The organism is Stenotrophomonas sp. ZAC14D2_NAIMI4_7 (assembly GCF_003086675.1).
Lineage (GTDB): Bacteria > Pseudomonadota > Gammaproteobacteria > Xanthomonadales > Xanthomonadaceae > Stenotrophomonas.
Genome location: NZ_CP025995.1, coordinates 3328352 through 3344557 on the forward strand (window position 1 = coordinate 3328352; position 16206 = coordinate 3344557).

At 67.0% G+C, this 16206-nt stretch carries 16 protein-coding genes and 1 pseudogene; 9 read left to right on the plus strand and 8 right to left on the minus strand.

The window, feature by feature from the left end:
- Positions 1–88: 88 nt before the first annotated feature.
- Positions 89–691, plus strand: coding sequence for a ribosome biogenesis GTP-binding protein YihA/YsxC (yihA, locus tag C1922_RS15335; protein WP_108750547.1), 603 nt, complete (start codon positions 89–91; stop codon positions 689–691).
- 82 nt (positions 692–773) lie between these two features.
- On the opposite strand, the gene C1922_RS15340 is transcribed toward yihA, so the two are convergent.
- From C1922_RS15340 to C1922_RS20830, 3 genes and pseudogenes are all read right to left on the minus strand, one after another.
- On the minus strand, positions 774–1745 hold the full coding sequence (locus C1922_RS15340) for an MBL fold metallo-hydrolase (protein WP_108750548.1): 972 nt from the start codon (positions 1743–1745) through the stop codon (positions 774–776).
- 614 nt (positions 1746–2359) lie between these two features.
- Positions 2360–3184: an AraC family transcriptional regulator gene (locus tag C1922_RS15345; protein ID WP_108750549.1), complete on the minus strand. Its 825-nt coding sequence runs from the start codon at positions 3182–3184 to the stop codon at positions 2360–2362.
- Between the two features lie 35 nt (positions 3185–3219).
- Positions 3220–3294, minus strand: a pseudogene (locus C1922_RS20830) (VIT family protein); the annotation flags it as partial.
- A 153-nt stretch (positions 3295–3447) separates the two neighbouring features.
- Between C1922_RS20830 and C1922_RS15355 the strand changes: the two are divergent.
- Entirely contained in the window at positions 3448–4812 is a 1365-nt protein-coding gene (locus C1922_RS15355; protein WP_108750550.1) for a glutamate--cysteine ligase, read from the plus strand.
- 93 nt (positions 4813–4905) lie between these two features.
- Here the strand turns inward: C1922_RS15355 and C1922_RS15360 are convergent, their stop codons facing one another.
- Positions 4906–5958, minus strand: a complete 1053-nt coding sequence (locus C1922_RS15360) for an NAD(P)-dependent alcohol dehydrogenase (RefSeq protein ID WP_108750551.1) — start codon at positions 5956–5958, stop codon at positions 4906–4908.
- Positions 5959–6065: 107 nt separating this feature from the next.
- Here C1922_RS15360 and C1922_RS15365 point away from each other — a divergent pair, with 107 nt between their 5' ends.
- The gene (locus C1922_RS15365; RefSeq protein WP_108750552.1) at positions 6066–6950 is read left to right on the plus strand and encodes a LysR family transcriptional regulator; all 885 of its coding nucleotides are present in this window, start codon (positions 6066–6068) and stop codon (positions 6948–6950) included.
- Between the two features lie 66 nt (positions 6951–7016).
- On the opposite strand, the gene C1922_RS15370 is transcribed toward C1922_RS15365, so the two are convergent.
- Positions 7017–8054 carry a hypothetical protein gene (locus C1922_RS15370; protein WP_108750553.1) on the minus strand — a complete coding sequence of 346 codons (1038 nt, stop codon included), beginning with the start codon at positions 8052–8054 and terminating at the stop codon, positions 7017–7019.
- A 175-nt stretch (positions 8055–8229) separates the two neighbouring features.
- Positions 8230–8646 (minus strand): VOC family protein, encoded by a 417-nt coding sequence (locus C1922_RS15375; RefSeq protein WP_108750554.1) that lies wholly within the window; start codon positions 8644–8646, stop codon positions 8230–8232.
- Positions 8647–8770: 124 nt separating this feature from the next.
- Here C1922_RS15375 and C1922_RS15380 point away from each other — a divergent pair, with 124 nt between their 5' ends.
- On the plus strand, positions 8771–9448 hold the full coding sequence (locus tag C1922_RS15380; protein ID WP_108750555.1) for an SMI1/KNR4 family protein: 678 nt from the start codon (positions 8771–8773) through the stop codon (positions 9446–9448).
- Positions 9449–9563: 115 nt separating this feature from the next.
- On the opposite strand, the gene C1922_RS15385 is transcribed toward C1922_RS15380, so the two are convergent.
- Positions 9564–10667, minus strand: coding sequence for an alkene reductase (locus tag C1922_RS15385; RefSeq protein WP_108751620.1), 1104 nt, complete (start codon positions 10665–10667; stop codon positions 9564–9566).
- 128 nt (positions 10668–10795) lie between these two features.
- Between C1922_RS15385 and C1922_RS15390 the strand changes: the two genes are divergently transcribed.
- Positions 10796–11704, plus strand: coding sequence for a LysR family transcriptional regulator (locus C1922_RS15390; RefSeq protein WP_108750556.1), 909 nt, complete (start codon positions 10796–10798; stop codon positions 11702–11704).
- Positions 11705–11722: 18 nt separating this feature from the next.
- Here the strand turns inward: C1922_RS15390 and C1922_RS15395 are convergent, their stop codons facing one another.
- Positions 11723–12142 carry an Imm70 family immunity protein gene (locus C1922_RS15395; protein ID WP_108750557.1) on the minus strand — a complete coding sequence of 140 codons (420 nt, stop codon included), beginning with the start codon at positions 12140–12142 and terminating at the stop codon, positions 11723–11725.
- Between the two features lie 188 nt (positions 12143–12330).
- On the opposite strand from C1922_RS15395, the gene frmR reads away from it, so the two are divergent.
- The 4 genes from frmR to C1922_RS15415 all read left to right on the plus strand — a co-directional run bounded on the left by frmR (position 12331) and on the right by C1922_RS15415 (position 16193).
- Entirely contained in the window at positions 12331–12606 is a 276-nt protein-coding gene (frmR, locus tag C1922_RS15400; RefSeq protein ID WP_108750558.1) for a formaldehyde-responsive transcriptional repressor FrmR, read from the plus strand.
- A gap of 59 nt (positions 12607–12665) precedes the next feature.
- Positions 12666–13775 carry an S-(hydroxymethyl)glutathione dehydrogenase/class III alcohol dehydrogenase gene (locus C1922_RS15405; RefSeq protein ID WP_108750559.1) on the plus strand — a complete coding sequence of 370 codons (1110 nt, stop codon included), beginning with the start codon at positions 12666–12668 and terminating at the stop codon, positions 13773–13775.
- A 48-nt stretch (positions 13776–13823) separates the two neighbouring features.
- Complete coding sequence (fghA, locus tag C1922_RS15410; protein WP_108750560.1) at positions 13824–14654, plus strand: S-formylglutathione hydrolase; 831 nt, start codon at positions 13824–13826, stop codon at positions 14652–14654.
- A 108-nt stretch (positions 14655–14762) separates the two neighbouring features.
- The gene (locus C1922_RS15415) at positions 14763–16193 is read left to right on the plus strand and encodes a GGDEF domain-containing protein (protein ID WP_108750561.1); all 1431 of its coding nucleotides are present in this window, start codon (positions 14763–14765) and stop codon (positions 16191–16193) included.
- Positions 16194–16206 lie beyond the last annotated feature (13 nt).

Genomic DNA, 16206 nt, shown 5'->3' on the forward strand with positions numbered 1-16206 from the left:
GCGCACGGTCAACGAAGCAGCGCAGCATTTTCCGGACCCACGGTGCCCCGGGCGGGCGCGCGGCGCCGCAACATGCGATCCTACGCACATGTCATTGCTCATCGAACGCGCCCGCTACCACCTCTCGGCCCACAACGCGCGGCAGCTGCCGCCCGATGAAGGGGCCGAAGTGGCCTTCGCCGGCCGCTCCAACGCTGGCAAGTCCAGTGCCCTCAACGCGCTGACCCGGCAGAACGCGCTGGCCCGCGTGTCCAAGACGCCGGGCCGCACCCAGCAGCTGGTGTTCTTCCAGATCACCCCGGAAGCCAGCCTGGTCGATCTGCCCGGTTACGGCTATGCCAAGGTGCCGCTGGAACTGCAGGCACACTGGCAGGCCTTCATCGACAAGTACTTCCGCACCCGCGAAGCACTGCGTGGCCTGGTGGTGGTGATGGATATCCGCCACCCGCTGAAGGACTACGATCGGCAGATGCTGGCCTATGCCGTGCAGCGTGGCCTGCCGGCGCATGCGCTGCTGACCAAGGCCGACAAGCTCAGCCGCAGCCAGCAGATGCAGACCCTGCAGAAGGTGCGCAAGGAACTGCATTCGGCCTATGGCGATACGGTGAGCGTGCAGGTGTTTTCCGGCGAAGACCGTACCGGCGTGGAAGAAGCGCGCGGGGTGATCGGCGGCTGGCTGGGGCTGGAATAAGCGGCTGTCGCTGCGTTCGCCGGGCATGGCCCGGCGCTACCCGTTCGGGTCTGATGGGTGCCGACCTTCGTCGGCACATCCCTTACAGCGGCGAATATTCCGCCGGCACCCAGGCATAGGCCTGGCCTTCGCTGCGCACGTGGCCCAGGCCGGGGAACGGCAGGTGCGCGCCGGCCACCCACCAGCCCTTGGCGGTGGCCTGCTGCAGCACGTTGCGCCGGCTGGCGGTGGCCGCCGGGCGATCGGCATCGGCTTCGAACGCTGCTTCCGGGTGCGCGAACTGCACCGCGTGGAAGTGCAGCACATCGCCCCACACCAGCAGTGACTGGCCCTGGCTGTCGAACCGGTAGGAGACATGGCCGGGGGTATGGCCGTGGGTGTCCATGGCCACCGCGCCACCGGGCAGCGCGTCGCCGGGCTGGAAGGTGCGCAGGCGCCCAGCGGCCTGGTACGGCGCCACGGCGTTGCGGGCCAGCGGGAAGGCGAAGCGCACGCCTTCGGGTGCGCTGGCCGCGCTGGCCGGGTCCAGCCAGTAATCGGCATCGGCCTGGGTGAGCCACACGGTGGCATTGGGGTAGGCCGGCTGGCCCTGCGCATCGAGCACGCCGCACATGTGGTCGGGGTGGGCGTGGGTGAGCAGGATGTCATCCACCTGCGCCGGGTCGACGCCGGCGGCGCGCAGGTTGGCCAACACCTGGCCCAGGCCGGGGCCGAAGCACTGCGCGGTGCCGGTATCGACCAGGATGAGGTGGTTGCCCTGGCGTACCAGATAGGCGTTCACCGCGGTCTGCAGGCCTTTGCTGTCTTCGGGCACGTAGCGGCCTTCCAGCAGGCGGCTGACCAGGGTGGGCGGCACGTCCACCACTTCCTGCCGGCCCAGCGCCACCACGCCGTCGAACAACGCGGTGACCTGCAGGTTGCCGATGCGCTGGTGGTAGACGCCGGGCACCTGCTGGGTGGGGGCGGGGGTGGTGGCTTCGGCATGTGCGGCGGAGGGCAGGCCGGCAATGGCCAGCAGCAGGGCGCCGCACAGCGGCAGGTGACGCGGGGTCATGGGGTGTCCTGGGTGAGGCGGAGGATTCCGTCGCTGTGCAGCGTGCCGTGCGGGCGGCGCGCGATGCGCTCAAAGCAGTGCGCGCAATGCTCACGGTGGGGGGAGTGTGTTTGCAGGGCTTGCAGCCCTGCACCTGCTCAATACAGCGGCAACGGCAAAAGCGTGCATTCCGTGGGATGGCGGGGTGGGTCCGGTTGCGGGGGACGGCGCAAGTACGTCCATGTAGCCTCGGTCGCGCCATCCATGGCGCTCACGCCCCCGCAACCGGACCCACCCCGCCTTCGACAGTTGGCCGGTGGCCAGTAGGTCCACGCCATGCGTGAGTGAATCTCAATCGGAATCGAAATGAATCCGGGGTCAGAGCCCGTTGCTGCGCAACGGGATCCGACCCCGTGCCGGTCCAGCAGGTCGCGTGAAACTGTCGAAGACGGGGCGGTGTCGGATTGCGGGGTGTCAGCCGCATGGATGCGCTGCCAAGCCTACAAGGACGTACTTGCGGCGTCCCCGCAATCCGACACCGCCCCGCCATCCCACGCCATGCAGCTGTTGCTGTTGCTTTGGCCGTTGCCGTTGCTCCGGGTAGGTGCAGGGCGCAGCCCTGCCGATACCCCCCCCTAGATCGCGCTGGGGGACAGACCGTACTGCTCGGCGAAGCGTTTGCTGAAGCTGGCGGCGGAGCGATAGCCCGCGCGGGCGGCCACGGTCTTCAGCGGCAGGTCGGTGGTGTACAGCAGGTTCATGCCATGGGCCAGGCGCGCTTCGGTCAGCAGTTGGCGCAGGCTGGTCTGTTCGGCCGCCAGGCGGCGGCGCAGGGTGGCGCCGCTCAGCGCGAACTGCGCTTCCACATCGCGTGACTGCCAGTCGCGCGCGGGGTCCGTGGCGATGCGGTCGCGGATCTGCTCGCCCAGCGAAGGCGCCTGCGGCAGCAGCAGGTTGCCGTGGCCCTTGCGGCACCACGCCAGCACCAGGCTGGCCAGGGCCAGTCGTGCTTCGCTGTAGTGGCCGTCCTGCAGGTGCTGGCGCCACTGCCGCAGCAGCGCGCCGTGGTCGTGCAGTGCGAGCCGCGCCACGGCGGCACCCGGTGCCGGCAGCGGTTCGTTCCACAGCGTGCGGGCTGCAGCCAGGGCTTCGGTACACAACGGCACGATGGCGCTCAGGTAGCGCCCGGTGCGTGGGTCGGGTGTGTTCACCACATCGATGCGGCAGCGCTGGGTGACCAGCAGGATGTCGCCCGGTGTGTACTCCAGCGATTGGTGCGCAGTGCGTACCTGCTTGCGGCCTTCCAGCAGGATGGCGAACTGTGGCTGCGGTATTTCCACCGAACTGGCCCCGTGTTCGCGTCGCGCGGTGATGCAGGCGTAGCCTTCGGCGCGCCCGCAATGGGCCAGGCTGGCCAGTTCGGCCAGCAGCGCGGTGGCGGGGGGCGGTTGGCCGGTCATATCGCGTGTGCGCCCAGTGCGTCGGTCATGCACACACCCCGCACGGCCGCCCGCAACCAGCCGACGCGGTCGGTCCGGTGCAGCTCGGGGTGTCGTGAATGGCGACTCATGCGCGCCAGTGTACGGGGGTCAAGGGGCCGTCGGTAGGATGCTGAAACCCGTCACAGTGGCATGACGCGGTGAACCGCCACGCTATAGTGCGCCCTTGCGATGGAAGGCCCTTGGCCCCACATCCCCAGCCCCCTGCACAGCGAGCCACCCCCTTGTCGAGCCCCAGCCACGTCGCCGATACGCCCATTACCGACCGCACGCAGCTGGTCGAGGTGCTTGCCTCCGGTGAAAAGCCCCGCGCGCAGTGGCGCATCGGTACCGAGCACGAGAAGTTCGGCTTCCGCCTGGACGATCTGCGCCCGCCCACCTACGACGGTGATCGCGGCATCGAGGCGCTGCTCAACGGCCTGGTGCGTTTCGGCTGGGAACCGGTGCAGGAAAACGGCAACACCATCGCCCTGCTGCGCGACGGCGCCTCGGTGACGCTGGAGCCGGCCGGGCAGCTGGAACTGTCGGGTGCGGCGCTGGAAACCATCCACCAGACCTGCGTGGAAACCGGTACGCATCTGAATGAAGTGGCACAGGTGGCCGGCGAACTGCAGCTGGGCTTCCTGGGCATGGGCTTCCAGCCCAAGTGGACGCGCGATGAGATGCCGTGGATGCCGAAGGGCCGCTACAAGATCATGCGCAACTACATGCCCAAGGTCGGTTCGCTGGGCCTGGACATGATGACCCGCACCTGCACCGTGCAGGTGAACCTGGACTACGCCACCGAAGCGGACATGGTGAAGAAGTTCCGTGTGTCGCTGGCGCTGCAGCCGATCGCCACCGCGCTGTTTGCCGATTCGCCGTTCACCGAAGGCAAGCCGAACGGCTACCTGAGCTACCGCTCGCACATCTGGACCGACACCGACGCCGACCGCACTGGCATGCTCGACTTCGTGTTCGAGGATGGCTTCGGCTACGAGCGCTACGTCGACTACCTGCTGGACGTGCCGATGTACTTCTCTTACCGCGATGGCATCTACCACGATGCCAGCGGGCAGAGCTTCCGCGATTTCATGCAGGGCAAACTGCCGGTGCTGCCGGGTGCGCTGCCGACCCTGCGCGACTGGTCGGACCACATGACCACCGCGTTCCCGGAAGTGCGACTCAAGAAGTACCTGGAAATGCGCGGCGCCGACGGTGGCCCGTGGAGCCGCCTGTGCGCGCTGCCGGCGTTCTGGGTGGGCCTGCTGTACGACGATGCCTCGCTGGATGCCGCTTGGGACCTGGTGCGTGACTTCACCCTGGCCGAGCGCCACGCGCTGCGCGATGGCGTGCCGAAGTACGCGATGGGCCTGCCGTTCCGCAACGGCACCGTGCGCGACCTGGCCCGCGAAGCGGTGAAGATTTCCGTGGAAGGGCTGAAGCGCCGTGCCGCGCGCAACGCCGATGGCCAGGACGAAAGCAAGTTCCTGGACGTGCTGCAGGAAATCGTCGAATCGGGCCTGACCCCGGCCGAACGCAAGCTGGCGCTGTTCCATGGCCGCTGGCACGGCGACGTCGATCCGGTGTTCCGCGAGTTTGCGTATTGATCGCGTTGCGGTAGCGCCGGGCCATGCCCGGCGGTTCGGACCATGAAAAAACCCCGGCAGTGCCGGGGTTTTTTCGTTCCATCACCGTGGCGATCAGGCCTTGATGGTGGCCATGTCGATCACGAAGCGGTAGCGCACATCGTTCTTCGCCATGCGCTCCCAGGCGTCATTGACGTTCTTGATGTCGATCACTTCGACGTCGGCCACGATGCCGTGCTCGGCGCAGAAGTCCATCATTTCCTGGGTTTCGGCCATGCCGCCGATGGCCGAGCCGGTCACGTGCTTGCGGCCGAAGATCACGCTGGCACCCATCAGCGCCGGGTCCAGTTCGGTGATTACGCCGACCAGGCACATGGTGCTGTCGCGCTTGAGCAGGCTCATGTACGGGTTGGTGTCATGGCTGACCGGCACCGTGTTGAGCAGGAAGTCGAAGCTGTTGGCGTGTGCCTTCATCTGCGCCGGATCGCGCGAGACCAGCACTTCGTCGGCGCCCAGGCGCTTGGCGTCGGCACCCTTTTCCGGGGTGGTGGTGATCATCACCACGTGCGCGCCCAGCGCCTTGGCGAACTTCACGCCCATGTGGCCCAGGCCACCCAGACCGATCACGCCGACCTTCTGGCCGGGGCCGACCTTCCAGTGGCGCAGCGGCGACCAGGTGGTGATGCCGGCGCACAGCAGCGGCGCGGCGGCCTTCAGGTCCAGCTTTTCAGAGACCTTCACCACGAAGCGCTGTTCCACCACGATGTGGTCGGAGTAGCCGCCCTGGGTCAGTTCGCCGGTCACGCGGTCGCGGCTGTTGTAGGTGTAGGTCGGGCCCTTTTCGCAGTACTGCTCCAGGTCGTGGTCGCAGGCATCGCAGTGGCGGCAGGAATCGACCATGCAGCCAACGCCCGCGAAGTCACCGACCTTCAGGGTCGTGACGGACGGGCCGACTTCGACCACGCGGCCGATGATCTCGTGGCCCGGCACCATCGGGTATTCGGCGCCGCCCCAATCGTCGCGGGCCTGGTGCAGGTCGGAATGGCAGATGCCGCTGTACAGCACTTCGATGCGCACATCGTTGGCGCCGACCGCGCGGCGTTCAAAGCTGATGGGTGCGAGCGGGGCGGTGTTGCTGCGCACCGCATAGCCGAGGGCGAGGGACATGGGGAATCCTTGGCGGGGTTTGTCGAAAGGCGTTTTACAATACGCCCCTCGCGCGGGGCTAAGAACCCCGGATATCGGCATGATTCATCAAGTGGGACTGCACAATCATGGCCACTGACAACCTGACCCACCTGGCCGCGTTCGCCGCCGTGGCCCGCCACCGCAGCTTCCGCCGCGCCGGGGCCGAGCTGGCCCTGTCCACCTCGGCGGTGAGCTACGCGATCCGCGCGCTGGAAGAACGGCTGGGCGTGGGCCTGTTCCACCGCACCACCCGCAGCGTGGCCCTGACCGAGGCCGGCCAGCGGCTGTTGCAGCGGCTGCAGCCGGCGCTGGGCCAGGTGCACGAGGCGCTGGAGGAAATGAACCAGTTCCGGGCCAGCCCCACCGGCCTGCTGCGCATCAACGCCGCGCGCGCGGCCGTGCCGACCCAGCTCGGCCCGCGCCTGACCCGCTTCCTGCATGCGCACCCCGATGTGCGCCTGGAGCTGACCGAGAACGACGGCCTGGTGGATATCGTCGGCGAAGGCTACGACGCCGGCGTGCGCCTGCACGAGTTCGTGCCCGAGGACATGGTGGCGGTGCCTCTGGGGCCTGCGCTGCGCGGCATGATCGTCGCCTCGCCGGACTACCTGCGGCGGCACCCGGCACCGCAACACCCGCGTGACCTGCTGGAGCACGAGTGCATCCGCTTCCGCTTCGCCAGCGGGCATCTGTACAAGTGGCAGTTCGACCGCGGCGGTGAATCGCTGGAAATCGACGTGCGCGGGCGGCTGACGCTGAGCGAGCAGACCACCATCATCCGCGCGGTGATCGATGGCTTTGGTCTGGCGTACGTGCTGGAAGATGCCGCCCGCCCGCATATCGAGGCCGGGCGCATGGTGGCGGTGCTGCAGGACTGGAGCGAGCCGTTCGCAGGCTTCGTGCTGTATTACCCCAAACAGCGGCAGATGGCCTCGGCGCTGCGCGCGTTCGTGGATATGTTGCGGGAGTGATGGAAAGGCATCCACGCAGGGCGTGGATCGACAGGAGCAAGGTAGTGCTGATGCGCTGGTGATTCGCTACCGGGGAGCCGGGATGCTGCGAAGCTGGTCCGCGACTGACCGATAGAGAATGGTGAGCTGCATTGCTGTCCGCCGACTGACCTCCGTCTCCAGGCCGGTCATGTGATAGTCCGTCCAGCGAGCATCCAGCAGCAGTGAGAACCGTTCGAACAGTGACCATTGGTCCTGTGTGCCGAGCCCACCGTGATCAGACAGGAAGATCACGACTGCATCCAGATCATCATCCGGGTGGCAGCGGTCGGCTCTGCCGAGGCGAGGGTGTGCGGAATTCCGGTGACATAGAGCCTTGAAGTAGTCGAAGGCAAAGTCGCGTACTTTTTCGTCAACATCCCAGCTCCACAGCTCGCCGGCGAAGCAGGTCGCGTAGGCATAGTCCATGATCGACATTCGGCGATGGCGCAGGTCATCGAGCAGCGATCGCTGGTGGTCGTGGTGACGTGCTCCCACCAGGTTACGGAAGATGCACCACGCAAGGAAAAAGCCGGAGGCCAGGTCGGCCCGTTCTACAGGCCGCTTGGCGTCATAGTGCCACCCAGGTCGGCTGTTTCCCGTGCTGTCGCGGCTCAGTGTTGCGTAGCGCTGCATCTGTATCAGTTCTAGGCGCCACGGGCCAGGCGCGCGTGGGACCGTGAGGGTCAGCTGGGGCTGATCCATCAGTCGGGCAGTACAGTATTTCGGCGTGTCCTCATCGATGCGTTCCGGAACCGCGCTGAGAAGATCTTCGGGGCTGGCCGACGGACGCAGATTGAACGGCAGCCCATCAACGAAGGCGGGATCAAACCAGACTGCGTATACCCAGCAGATGAAATGGCGGCCTGATTTTCTCGGGGGGTAGTGCTGCGGCGCGAGGATTTCGTGTGTCCAGCCGATCTCAAGGCCCGTCGCATCATGCGACATGCAACCCTCGGAGTTCGAGAACGAAAATGAAGTGGGTCGGGGGGCTTCTGCGCCGATGCGCTCTGACAGGGCGAGCACCGGGGCACTGTCGATTCGCTGCCCAAGAAGATTGCAGAGATCGGAGAAGAGGAATCGCATATGACCGCGCCGTGGTGACCAACCACGAATAGTCTTTCCGCATCGTAGGGCAAGCCATACAAGAAGTTGCAAATTTCCTGAGCAAGCCATCTCTCAGAAAGGCAAAGCGCGCATGAGGGTCATGGGCTGAGGGAGATGCAGTAGATCCACGCCATGCGTGGATGGCAGGGCCCGATCACTCCACCAACGCGTCATACCCCTTGCCGACGAACTGCAACAGGCAGAAGCCATGCCCGAACGGGTCGGCCAGCACGGCCAAGCGGCCCCACGCGCGCTCGCTGACCGGGCGTTCGATCAGCGCACCGGCGGCGACGGCGCGTGACAGTGCGGCGTTGATATCGTCCACCACCCAGTCCAGGTGGATGGGCGTCCAATGGCGCTCGTAGTCGCGCACATCGCCATCGTCGGCGGCGGCACTGCCGTCGGCGTTCTGCAGCAGGTACAGGGGCGTGGGTCCGCCCAGCAGTTCGGTGGCGCCCGTGCCGAGGCGGCGGCCGATGCGCAGACCGAAGGCCTGTGTGTAGAACGCCTCGGCCGTGGCCAGGTCGGGCACGTCCAGGTTGACGATGAAGGAGGGGGCGGGGGAGTCCATGGCGGGGCAACGTACGGCGGGGCAGTGCAGTCTAGGGCCGTGGCGTGACGGTGCCGGTTCATCTTGCTGGCCGCGCGCGCAGGGTTCAGGCAAGGTAGTCGGCTGGGTTCCAACAAGGATACGTATGAACACGCTTGCCGACGTCGAACAGGCCACCGGCCAGGTCTTTCCGCCGCTGTACCACCAGTTGTCCGCCAGCGGGCAGCTGCAGTGGGGCGCGCTGGGCTGGGAGGGCTTCCAGCAGCAATCCGCGCAACTGCGCGCGCAGCCGCCGCTGCTGCTGTTTGCCGATGAGTTCGAGCCGATCGGCCGCGACGAACTGCAGGAGGCGTGGGAAGACCTGACCGCCGAGGACCACTACAACCCGCTGCGCGACGACCTGCAGCTGCTGCCGTTCGCGCGCAGCGGCGCGGGCGACGTGTACTGCTTCTGGACCAATGCGCCGGGCTTCAGCGAGCCGCCGGTCGTGTTGGTGTGGCACGACGATGATCGCGCCGACATCCTGGCTGCCAACCTTCAGGACTTCGTGTTCCGCAAGATGGTGGAGGCGGTGGTGGAACTGGAGACGCAGTACTCAATGCTGGGCAAGGACTCGCTGGCCGATGATCTGCAGGCGTGGCTGGGCACACACCGTGCGTGGCTGCGGGACGACCAGGTCGCGGTGCTGGAACGCCTGTACGCGCGCACCGATGAGATCGTTGCAGGGCGGATCAGCGAGGGCGAGGGACAGGCGCTGCTGACGCAGGTGATTGGATTCGCGCGGCTGGATGAATCGTTCGCGTACGTGCGCGAAGGTGCGTGAGTGATGGGGTCGGATCCGCGCGCAGCGCGGCTCTGACCCCGTCTTCGCCGAACCGGGGTCAGAGCCCTTTCCGCTGGAAAGGGATCCGACCCCATGCCAGATCGCCGAACCGGGGTCAGCTGGCGACCGGGTAATCCAGATAGCCCTCGCGGCCACCACCGTAGTAGGTGGCGCGATCCGGCGTGGCCAGCGCCACGTCGGCCTGCAGGCGCTCGACCAGATCCGGGTTGGCGATGAACGGCTGGCCGAAGGCGGCGATGTCGATCGTGCCTTCGTCGACCAGGCGCAGGGCGTACTCACGGGTCATGCCGCCGGCCAGCAGCACGGTGCCGCCGTACGCCTGCTTGAAGGCCATCAGGAAGTCTTCGCCGATGGCGCGCTCGCCGCGCAGGTAGTTGTCATTCAGATGCACGTAGGCCAGCCCGCGCTTGCCCAGTTCTTCGGCCAGATACAGGTAGCTGGCTTCGTTCTCGTCATACGCCGGCATGTCGAAGACCTGGCTGTTCGGTGCCAGGCGCACGCCGACGCGGTGCGCGCCGATGCTCGCGGCCAGCGCATCCACGGTGTCCAGGATCAGTCGTGCGCGGTTGCGCAGCGAACCGCCGTAGAGGTCCTGCCGATCGTTGGTGTGCGGGTTGAGGAACTGCTCGAACAGGTAGCCGTTGGCGGCGTGCAGTTCGATGCCATCGAAGCCGGCGGCGATGGCATTTTCTGCGCCACGCACGAAGTCGCTGACGATGCCCGGTACTTCCTCGGTGCGCAGGGCGCGCGGCGGGGTCGGATCGACGCGGCCGCGGCTGCCGTCATCCAGGTACACGAAGGCGAAGTTGCGCGGGTCGCTGCCCACCGCACGCGTACCGGCGCTGACCGGCTGCCCGCCGTCGGGCTGCAGCGAGCTGTGCGACATGCGTCCGACGTGCCACAGCTGGGCGAAGATCGTGCCCTGTTCGGCGTGCACGGCATCGGTCACAAGCTTCCAGCCCGTCACCTGTTCGGCCGACCAGATGCCCGGCACGTCGATGTAGCCCTGGCCCTGCGGCGACACCGGGGTGCCCTCGCTGACGATCAGGCCGGCGCTGGCGCGTTGGCGGTAGTACTGTGCGGTCAGTTCATTGGCCACGCAGCCGGGGTTGCGGGCACGGGTCATCGGCGCCATGGCGATGCGGTTGCGCAGCGGGGTGCCCGCCAGGTCGAAGGGGCGGAACAGCAGGTCGGTCATCTCGGTCATCTCGGTGTGGGGGAGGGCGCCCGTGGCGCCATGCACACAGGATGGAGTTGACATCGAGGCACATAAAGAGCTTCGATTTCCCTCTTGGTGGGACATCGTGTCCCTAATGGAGGCTGCAGATGCTGCCCGTGGAATCCTTGAATGGCCTGGTGACCTTCGTCACCACGGCGCGCGCCGGCACCTTCACCGAGGCCGCCGAAGCGCTGGGCATCTCGCGCTCGGCGGTGGGCAAGGCGATCGCCCGGCTGGAGGCGCGGCTGGGTGTGCGCCTGTTCCACCGCACCACCCGGCGCATCTCGCTGACTACCGACGGCGAGGCCTACTACGCCTCGTGCGCGGCCGCGCTGGATGAGATCTCCGCCGCCGAGGCCTGCCTGGGCTCGGCGGCGCACCTGCCCAGCGGACGCCTGCGCATCGACATGCCCTCGTCTTTCGGCCGCCTGGTGGTGATGCCGGTGCTGCTGAAGCTCTGCCAGCAGTACCCCGACCTGCAGCTGACGGTGACCTTCACCGACCACTTCGTCGACCCGATCGAGGAAGGCATCGATCTGCTGATCCGCTTCGGTGGCCTGCAGCAGGCCGAGCATCTGGTGGCGCGCCGGCTGGGCAGCCAGCGCCTGGTCACCTGCGCCGCGCCGTCCTACCTGCAGGCGCACGGCGTGCCGCGCAGCGTGGACGAGCTGCGCCAGCACCGCAGCATCGTCGGCTACCGCCACGGCCAGCCGATGGCATGGCGGATCGGCCCGGATGGCGAGGGTGGCACCTTCATTCCACAGGCTACCCACCAGCTCAACGACGGCGATGCGGTGATTGACGGGGCCATCGCCGGGCTCGGCATCTGCCAGATGCCGGTCTCGCTGGTCCGTCGGCACCTGCAGTCCGGTGCCCTGCAGTCGGTGCTGGACGAGTGCATGCAGCGGCACATCGAGATCCACGCACTGTGGCCGCCGACCCGCCACCTGCGGCCGAAAGTGCGCTTCGTGGTGGATGAACTGACCCGGCTGGCCGCGGCGGGCGCGTTCGACTGAACCACGTTGCGGTGCAGGCTAGTAGCTGACGATCCTCGCGCAGCCTTCGCCCCCGCCAGCCAGTTCCTCGAGGACCTCAATCAGAAGCATGATGAGATCCCGACCGTGCGCAGTGACAAAGTAATCCGCAAGATTGTTGATGTCGGTCGAGATGTTGCTTGACCACGGCGGTTGCAGAGTCCGGTTTTCAAGCGACCAGATGACCCTGTCGGGAGGCAGATGGGCGAGCTCGTTCCGGATGATCCGGATCTCGGCAAGTGCGCCAGCTCCATCCTTCTGCGGCAGCGTTCCACCGTAGAGAGTATGCATGATGATCGGGAAGCGGGTTCCCCAGCCGGCAGGCTCCAGGTTGCCGGTTATCGTCGAGAAAAAGGCATACAGGAACGCGTCGCTGCCGATCTCATCAGTGATGCTTCCCAGTTCAATCCCGACGCCCATTCGATGCTCCGAGTTGTATGGAGGGTGAGAGATTGGCAGCTGCGTCAGCAGTGCATTCGGGATTTCTCATAAGTCATTGATATTTAAAGGTGCGCGAACGGGTCCCCACAGGCGAGCAGTCAGCCAATAGCGTCAGGTGCGCGCGCTCTGTATACTATCCCCCAGTATAGTTCCGCAGGGGGCCGTCCATGCCGCATTCACCCGAAGAGAAAAAGAAGGTCCTGGCCCGCGTGCGCCGCATCCGCGGCCAGTGCGATGCGCTGGACCGCGCGCTGGAGGCAGGCGCCGACTGCGGGCCGGTACTGCAGCAGATCGCGGCCATCCGTGGCGCGGTCAATGGGCTGATGTCCGAAGTGATGGAAGCCCACCTGCGCGAGGAATTCGACCAGCCGGCCACCTCCGATGAACAACGCGCCGAACGCGTGCGCGAGATGAGCGGGCTGATCCGCTCGTACCTGAAATAAACAACGGCGCAACATAGCGCCGCCCATCCTGTTACTGCCTGTCTTTTGGAGAGTCCGCCATGAAATCCCGTGCCGCCGTCGCCTTTGGTCCCGGCCAGCCGCTGCAGATCGTCGAGATCGACGTCGCCCCGCCGAAGGCCGGCGAAGTGCTGGTGAAGATCACCCACACCGGTGTCTGCCACACCGATGCGTTCACCCTGTCCGGCGATGACCCGGAAGGCCTGTTCCCGGTGGTGCTGGGCCATGAAGGCGCCGGCATCGTGGTGGAAGTGGGCGAGGGCGTGACCAGCGTGAAGCCGGGCGACCACGTGATTCCGCTGTACACCGCCGAGTGCGGCGAATGCCTGTTCTGCAAGAGCGGCAAGACCAACCTGTGCGTGTCGGTGCGCGCCACCCAGGGCAAGGGCGTGATGCCCGACGGCACCAGCCGCTTCAGCTACAACGGCGAACCGATCTACCACTACATGGGCTGCTCGACCTTCAGCGAGTACACCGTGGTGGCCGAAGTGTCGCTGGCCAAGATCAACCCGGAAGCGAACCCGGAACATGTCTGCCTGCTGGGCTGCGGCGTGACCACCGGCATCGGCGCGGTGCACAACACCGCCAAGGTGCAGGAAGGTGACAGCGTGGCCGTGTTCGGCCTGGGCGGCATCGGTCTGGCGGTCATCCAGGGCGCGCGCCAGGCCAAGGCCGGCCGCATCATCGCGGTGGATACCAACCCGTCCAAGTTCGAGCTGGCCCGCGAATTCGGTGCCACCGACTGCATCAACCCGAAGGACTTCGACAAGCCGATCCAGCAGGTCATCGTGGACATGACCACCTGGGGCGTGGACCACAGCTTCGAGTGCATCGGCAACACCAGCGTGATGCGTGCGGCGCTGGAATGCGCGCACCGTGGCTGGGGCCAGAGCGTGGTGATCGGCGTGGCCGGTGCGGGCCAGGAAATCTCCACCCGTCCGTTCCAGCTGGTGACCGGCCGCAAGTGGATGGGCACCGCCTTCGGCGGCGTGAAGGGCCGCAGCCAGCTGCCGGGCATGGTGGAAGACGCGATGAAGGGCGATATCGAACTGGCCCCGTTCGTCACCCACACCATGGACCTGGACAAGATCAATGAAGCCTTCGATCTGATGCATGAAGGCAAGTCGATCCGCTCGGTCGTCCACTTCTGAATCACGCCAGGCGGCAGGCCGCGTGCCTGCCGCCGCTGGGAGCACTCCATGGAACGCATCGAACAGCGCGCCTGTTTCGGCGGCTGGCAGGACGTTTACCGCCATCACTCCACCACGCTGGGCTGCGACATGCAGTTCGCCGTGTACCTGCCGCCGCAGGCGGCCACGCAGAGGCTGCCGGTGCTGTACTGGCTGAGCGGCCTGACCTGCACCGAGCAGAACGTCATCACCAAGGCCGGCGCGCAGCGCTACGCCGCCGAGCATGGCGTGATCCTGGTGGCGCCGGACACCAGCCCGCGCGGCGATGACGTGGCCGATGCCGAAGGCTACGACTTGGGCAAGGGCGCAGGCTTCTACCTCAATGCCACCGAACAGCCGTGGGCGAAGCACTACCGCATGCACGACTACGTGGTGCACGAACTGCCGACGCTGATCGAAGCGAACTTCCCGGCCAGCGATGCGCGGGCGATCAGTGGCCATTCGATGGGTGGGCACGGCGCGCTGGTGCTGGCGCTGCGCAACCCGGGCCGCTACCGCAGCGTGTCGGCGTTCTCGCCGATCGTGGCACCCAGCCAGGTGCCGTGGGGCGAAAAGGCCTTCACCGCGTACCTGGGCGATGACCGTGCGGCCTGGGCGCAGTGGGATGCCACCGCGCTGATCGCCGGTGCCGGCGAGCGCCTGCCGTTGCTGGTGGACCAGGGCGAAGCCGATGAATTCCTGCAGACCCAGTTGCAGCCGCAGCGCCTGCAGCAGGCGTGCGAAGCGGTGGGCCACCCGCTGACCCTGCGCCTGCAGCCGGGCTACGACCACAGCTATTACTTCATCGCCAGCTTCATTGGCGAACACATCGCGCACCACGCCACGGCGCTGCGGGGCTGAGGCGTAGCGTCGAGCTTGCTCGACTCCACGCATTTCTGCATTCGATCACGCCCCGCTGGCGGGGCAACGCGCTATGGTTGGCACAGACGGCTTGCCGATGGGGGATCCATGCCGGTAGTGCTCGCGCTGTTGTTCGTGCTCAGCCACGGGGTGATCGTGGCGTTCTGGCCGGGGGCGGCCGGTGAAGGATCGTTCGTGTTCCTGACCGCCGCGCCGGTGCTGGCGGCGATGGCGTGCCTGTGGCGCGCGCGGCGTGACCGTGCTGCCTTGGGCTGGCGGGCCACCGCGCTGGCCCTGCTGCTGTGGGCCGGCGGCATGGCGGTGAACATGGCCGATGCGATCGGCGCCGGGCGCGCCGATCTGACCCCACGGGTCAGCCTGCTGCTGTATGTGCTCTATGGCGTGCCGCTGGTGTTCATCCTGGCCCGCGCCCGCCGTGAGCGCTGGACCATCAGCACCATTGACGGCCTGATGGCGGCGCTGCTGGGCGTGCTGTTCTTCGTGCATACGCTGTCCTTCGCCGACCGCATCGACATTGACGACACCGCGATGGCCAACATGCGCCGCATGTTCGACATCCAGAACCTGTGCATTGCCGCGTTCGCCTGCGTGCGCTGGCTGGCCGGCGACGTGCCCGAGCGGCGCAGCTTCTTCCGCGCGCTGGCGCTGTATGCGCTGCTCTATCTGGGCGTGGCGTACTACATCAACCATTTCACGGCCGAACAGTCCTTTGGTGCCTTCAACGATCTGCTGATCGACGTGCCGTTCCTGCTGCTGGCGGTGCTGGCCCTGCGCCAGTCGCCGGCCCCCGGCGGCGTGCTGCACGCGCGCTTGTCGCGGCTGGTCCAGGCCGGTGGACCGATGATCCTGCCGCTGCTGCTGCTGGTGGTCGGGGCGTTGGTGGTGGACCACGCGCGCCCGCTGGCGCTGGCCGGCTTCGTGGTCGCTACGCTGGGTTTCAGCCTGCGCAGCACCCTGCTGCAGATCGATCTGCTGGAAGCGCAGGCACGGCTGGACCAGCTGGCGCGGCAGGATGGCCTGACCGGTGTGGCCAACCGCCGCCAGTTCGATGCGGCGCTGGCCAGCGAGTGGAACCGGGCCCGTCGCAGCGGCACCGAAGTAGGCCTGCTGCTGGTGGACATCGACCACTTCAAAACCTTCAACGACCAGCACGGGCACCCGGCCGGCGACCGCTGTCTGCAGGCCGTGGCCGCGGTACTGCAGGCCACCGCCAACCGTGCGGCCGACACCGTGGCGCGCTATGGCGGCGAGGAATTCGCGGTGATCGTGCCCGGCACCAGCGTGGAGGGCGTGCTGGCGCTGGCCGAGCGCCTGCGCGTGGCAGTGCAGGCGCTGCAGCTGCCGGAAGGGCGGGTCAGCATCAGCGTGGGGGTGGGGTTCGCCCATCCGCCGGTGATGGCCACGGCCGAACAACTGCTGGCCCATGCCGATGCGGGCCTGTACGCGGCCAAGCGCGGTGGCCGCAACCAAGTGGCGGCGCTGCCGTCCGGGCCGATGGGCTTCAGCTTCGCCCGGTAGTGGCCAACCCTGG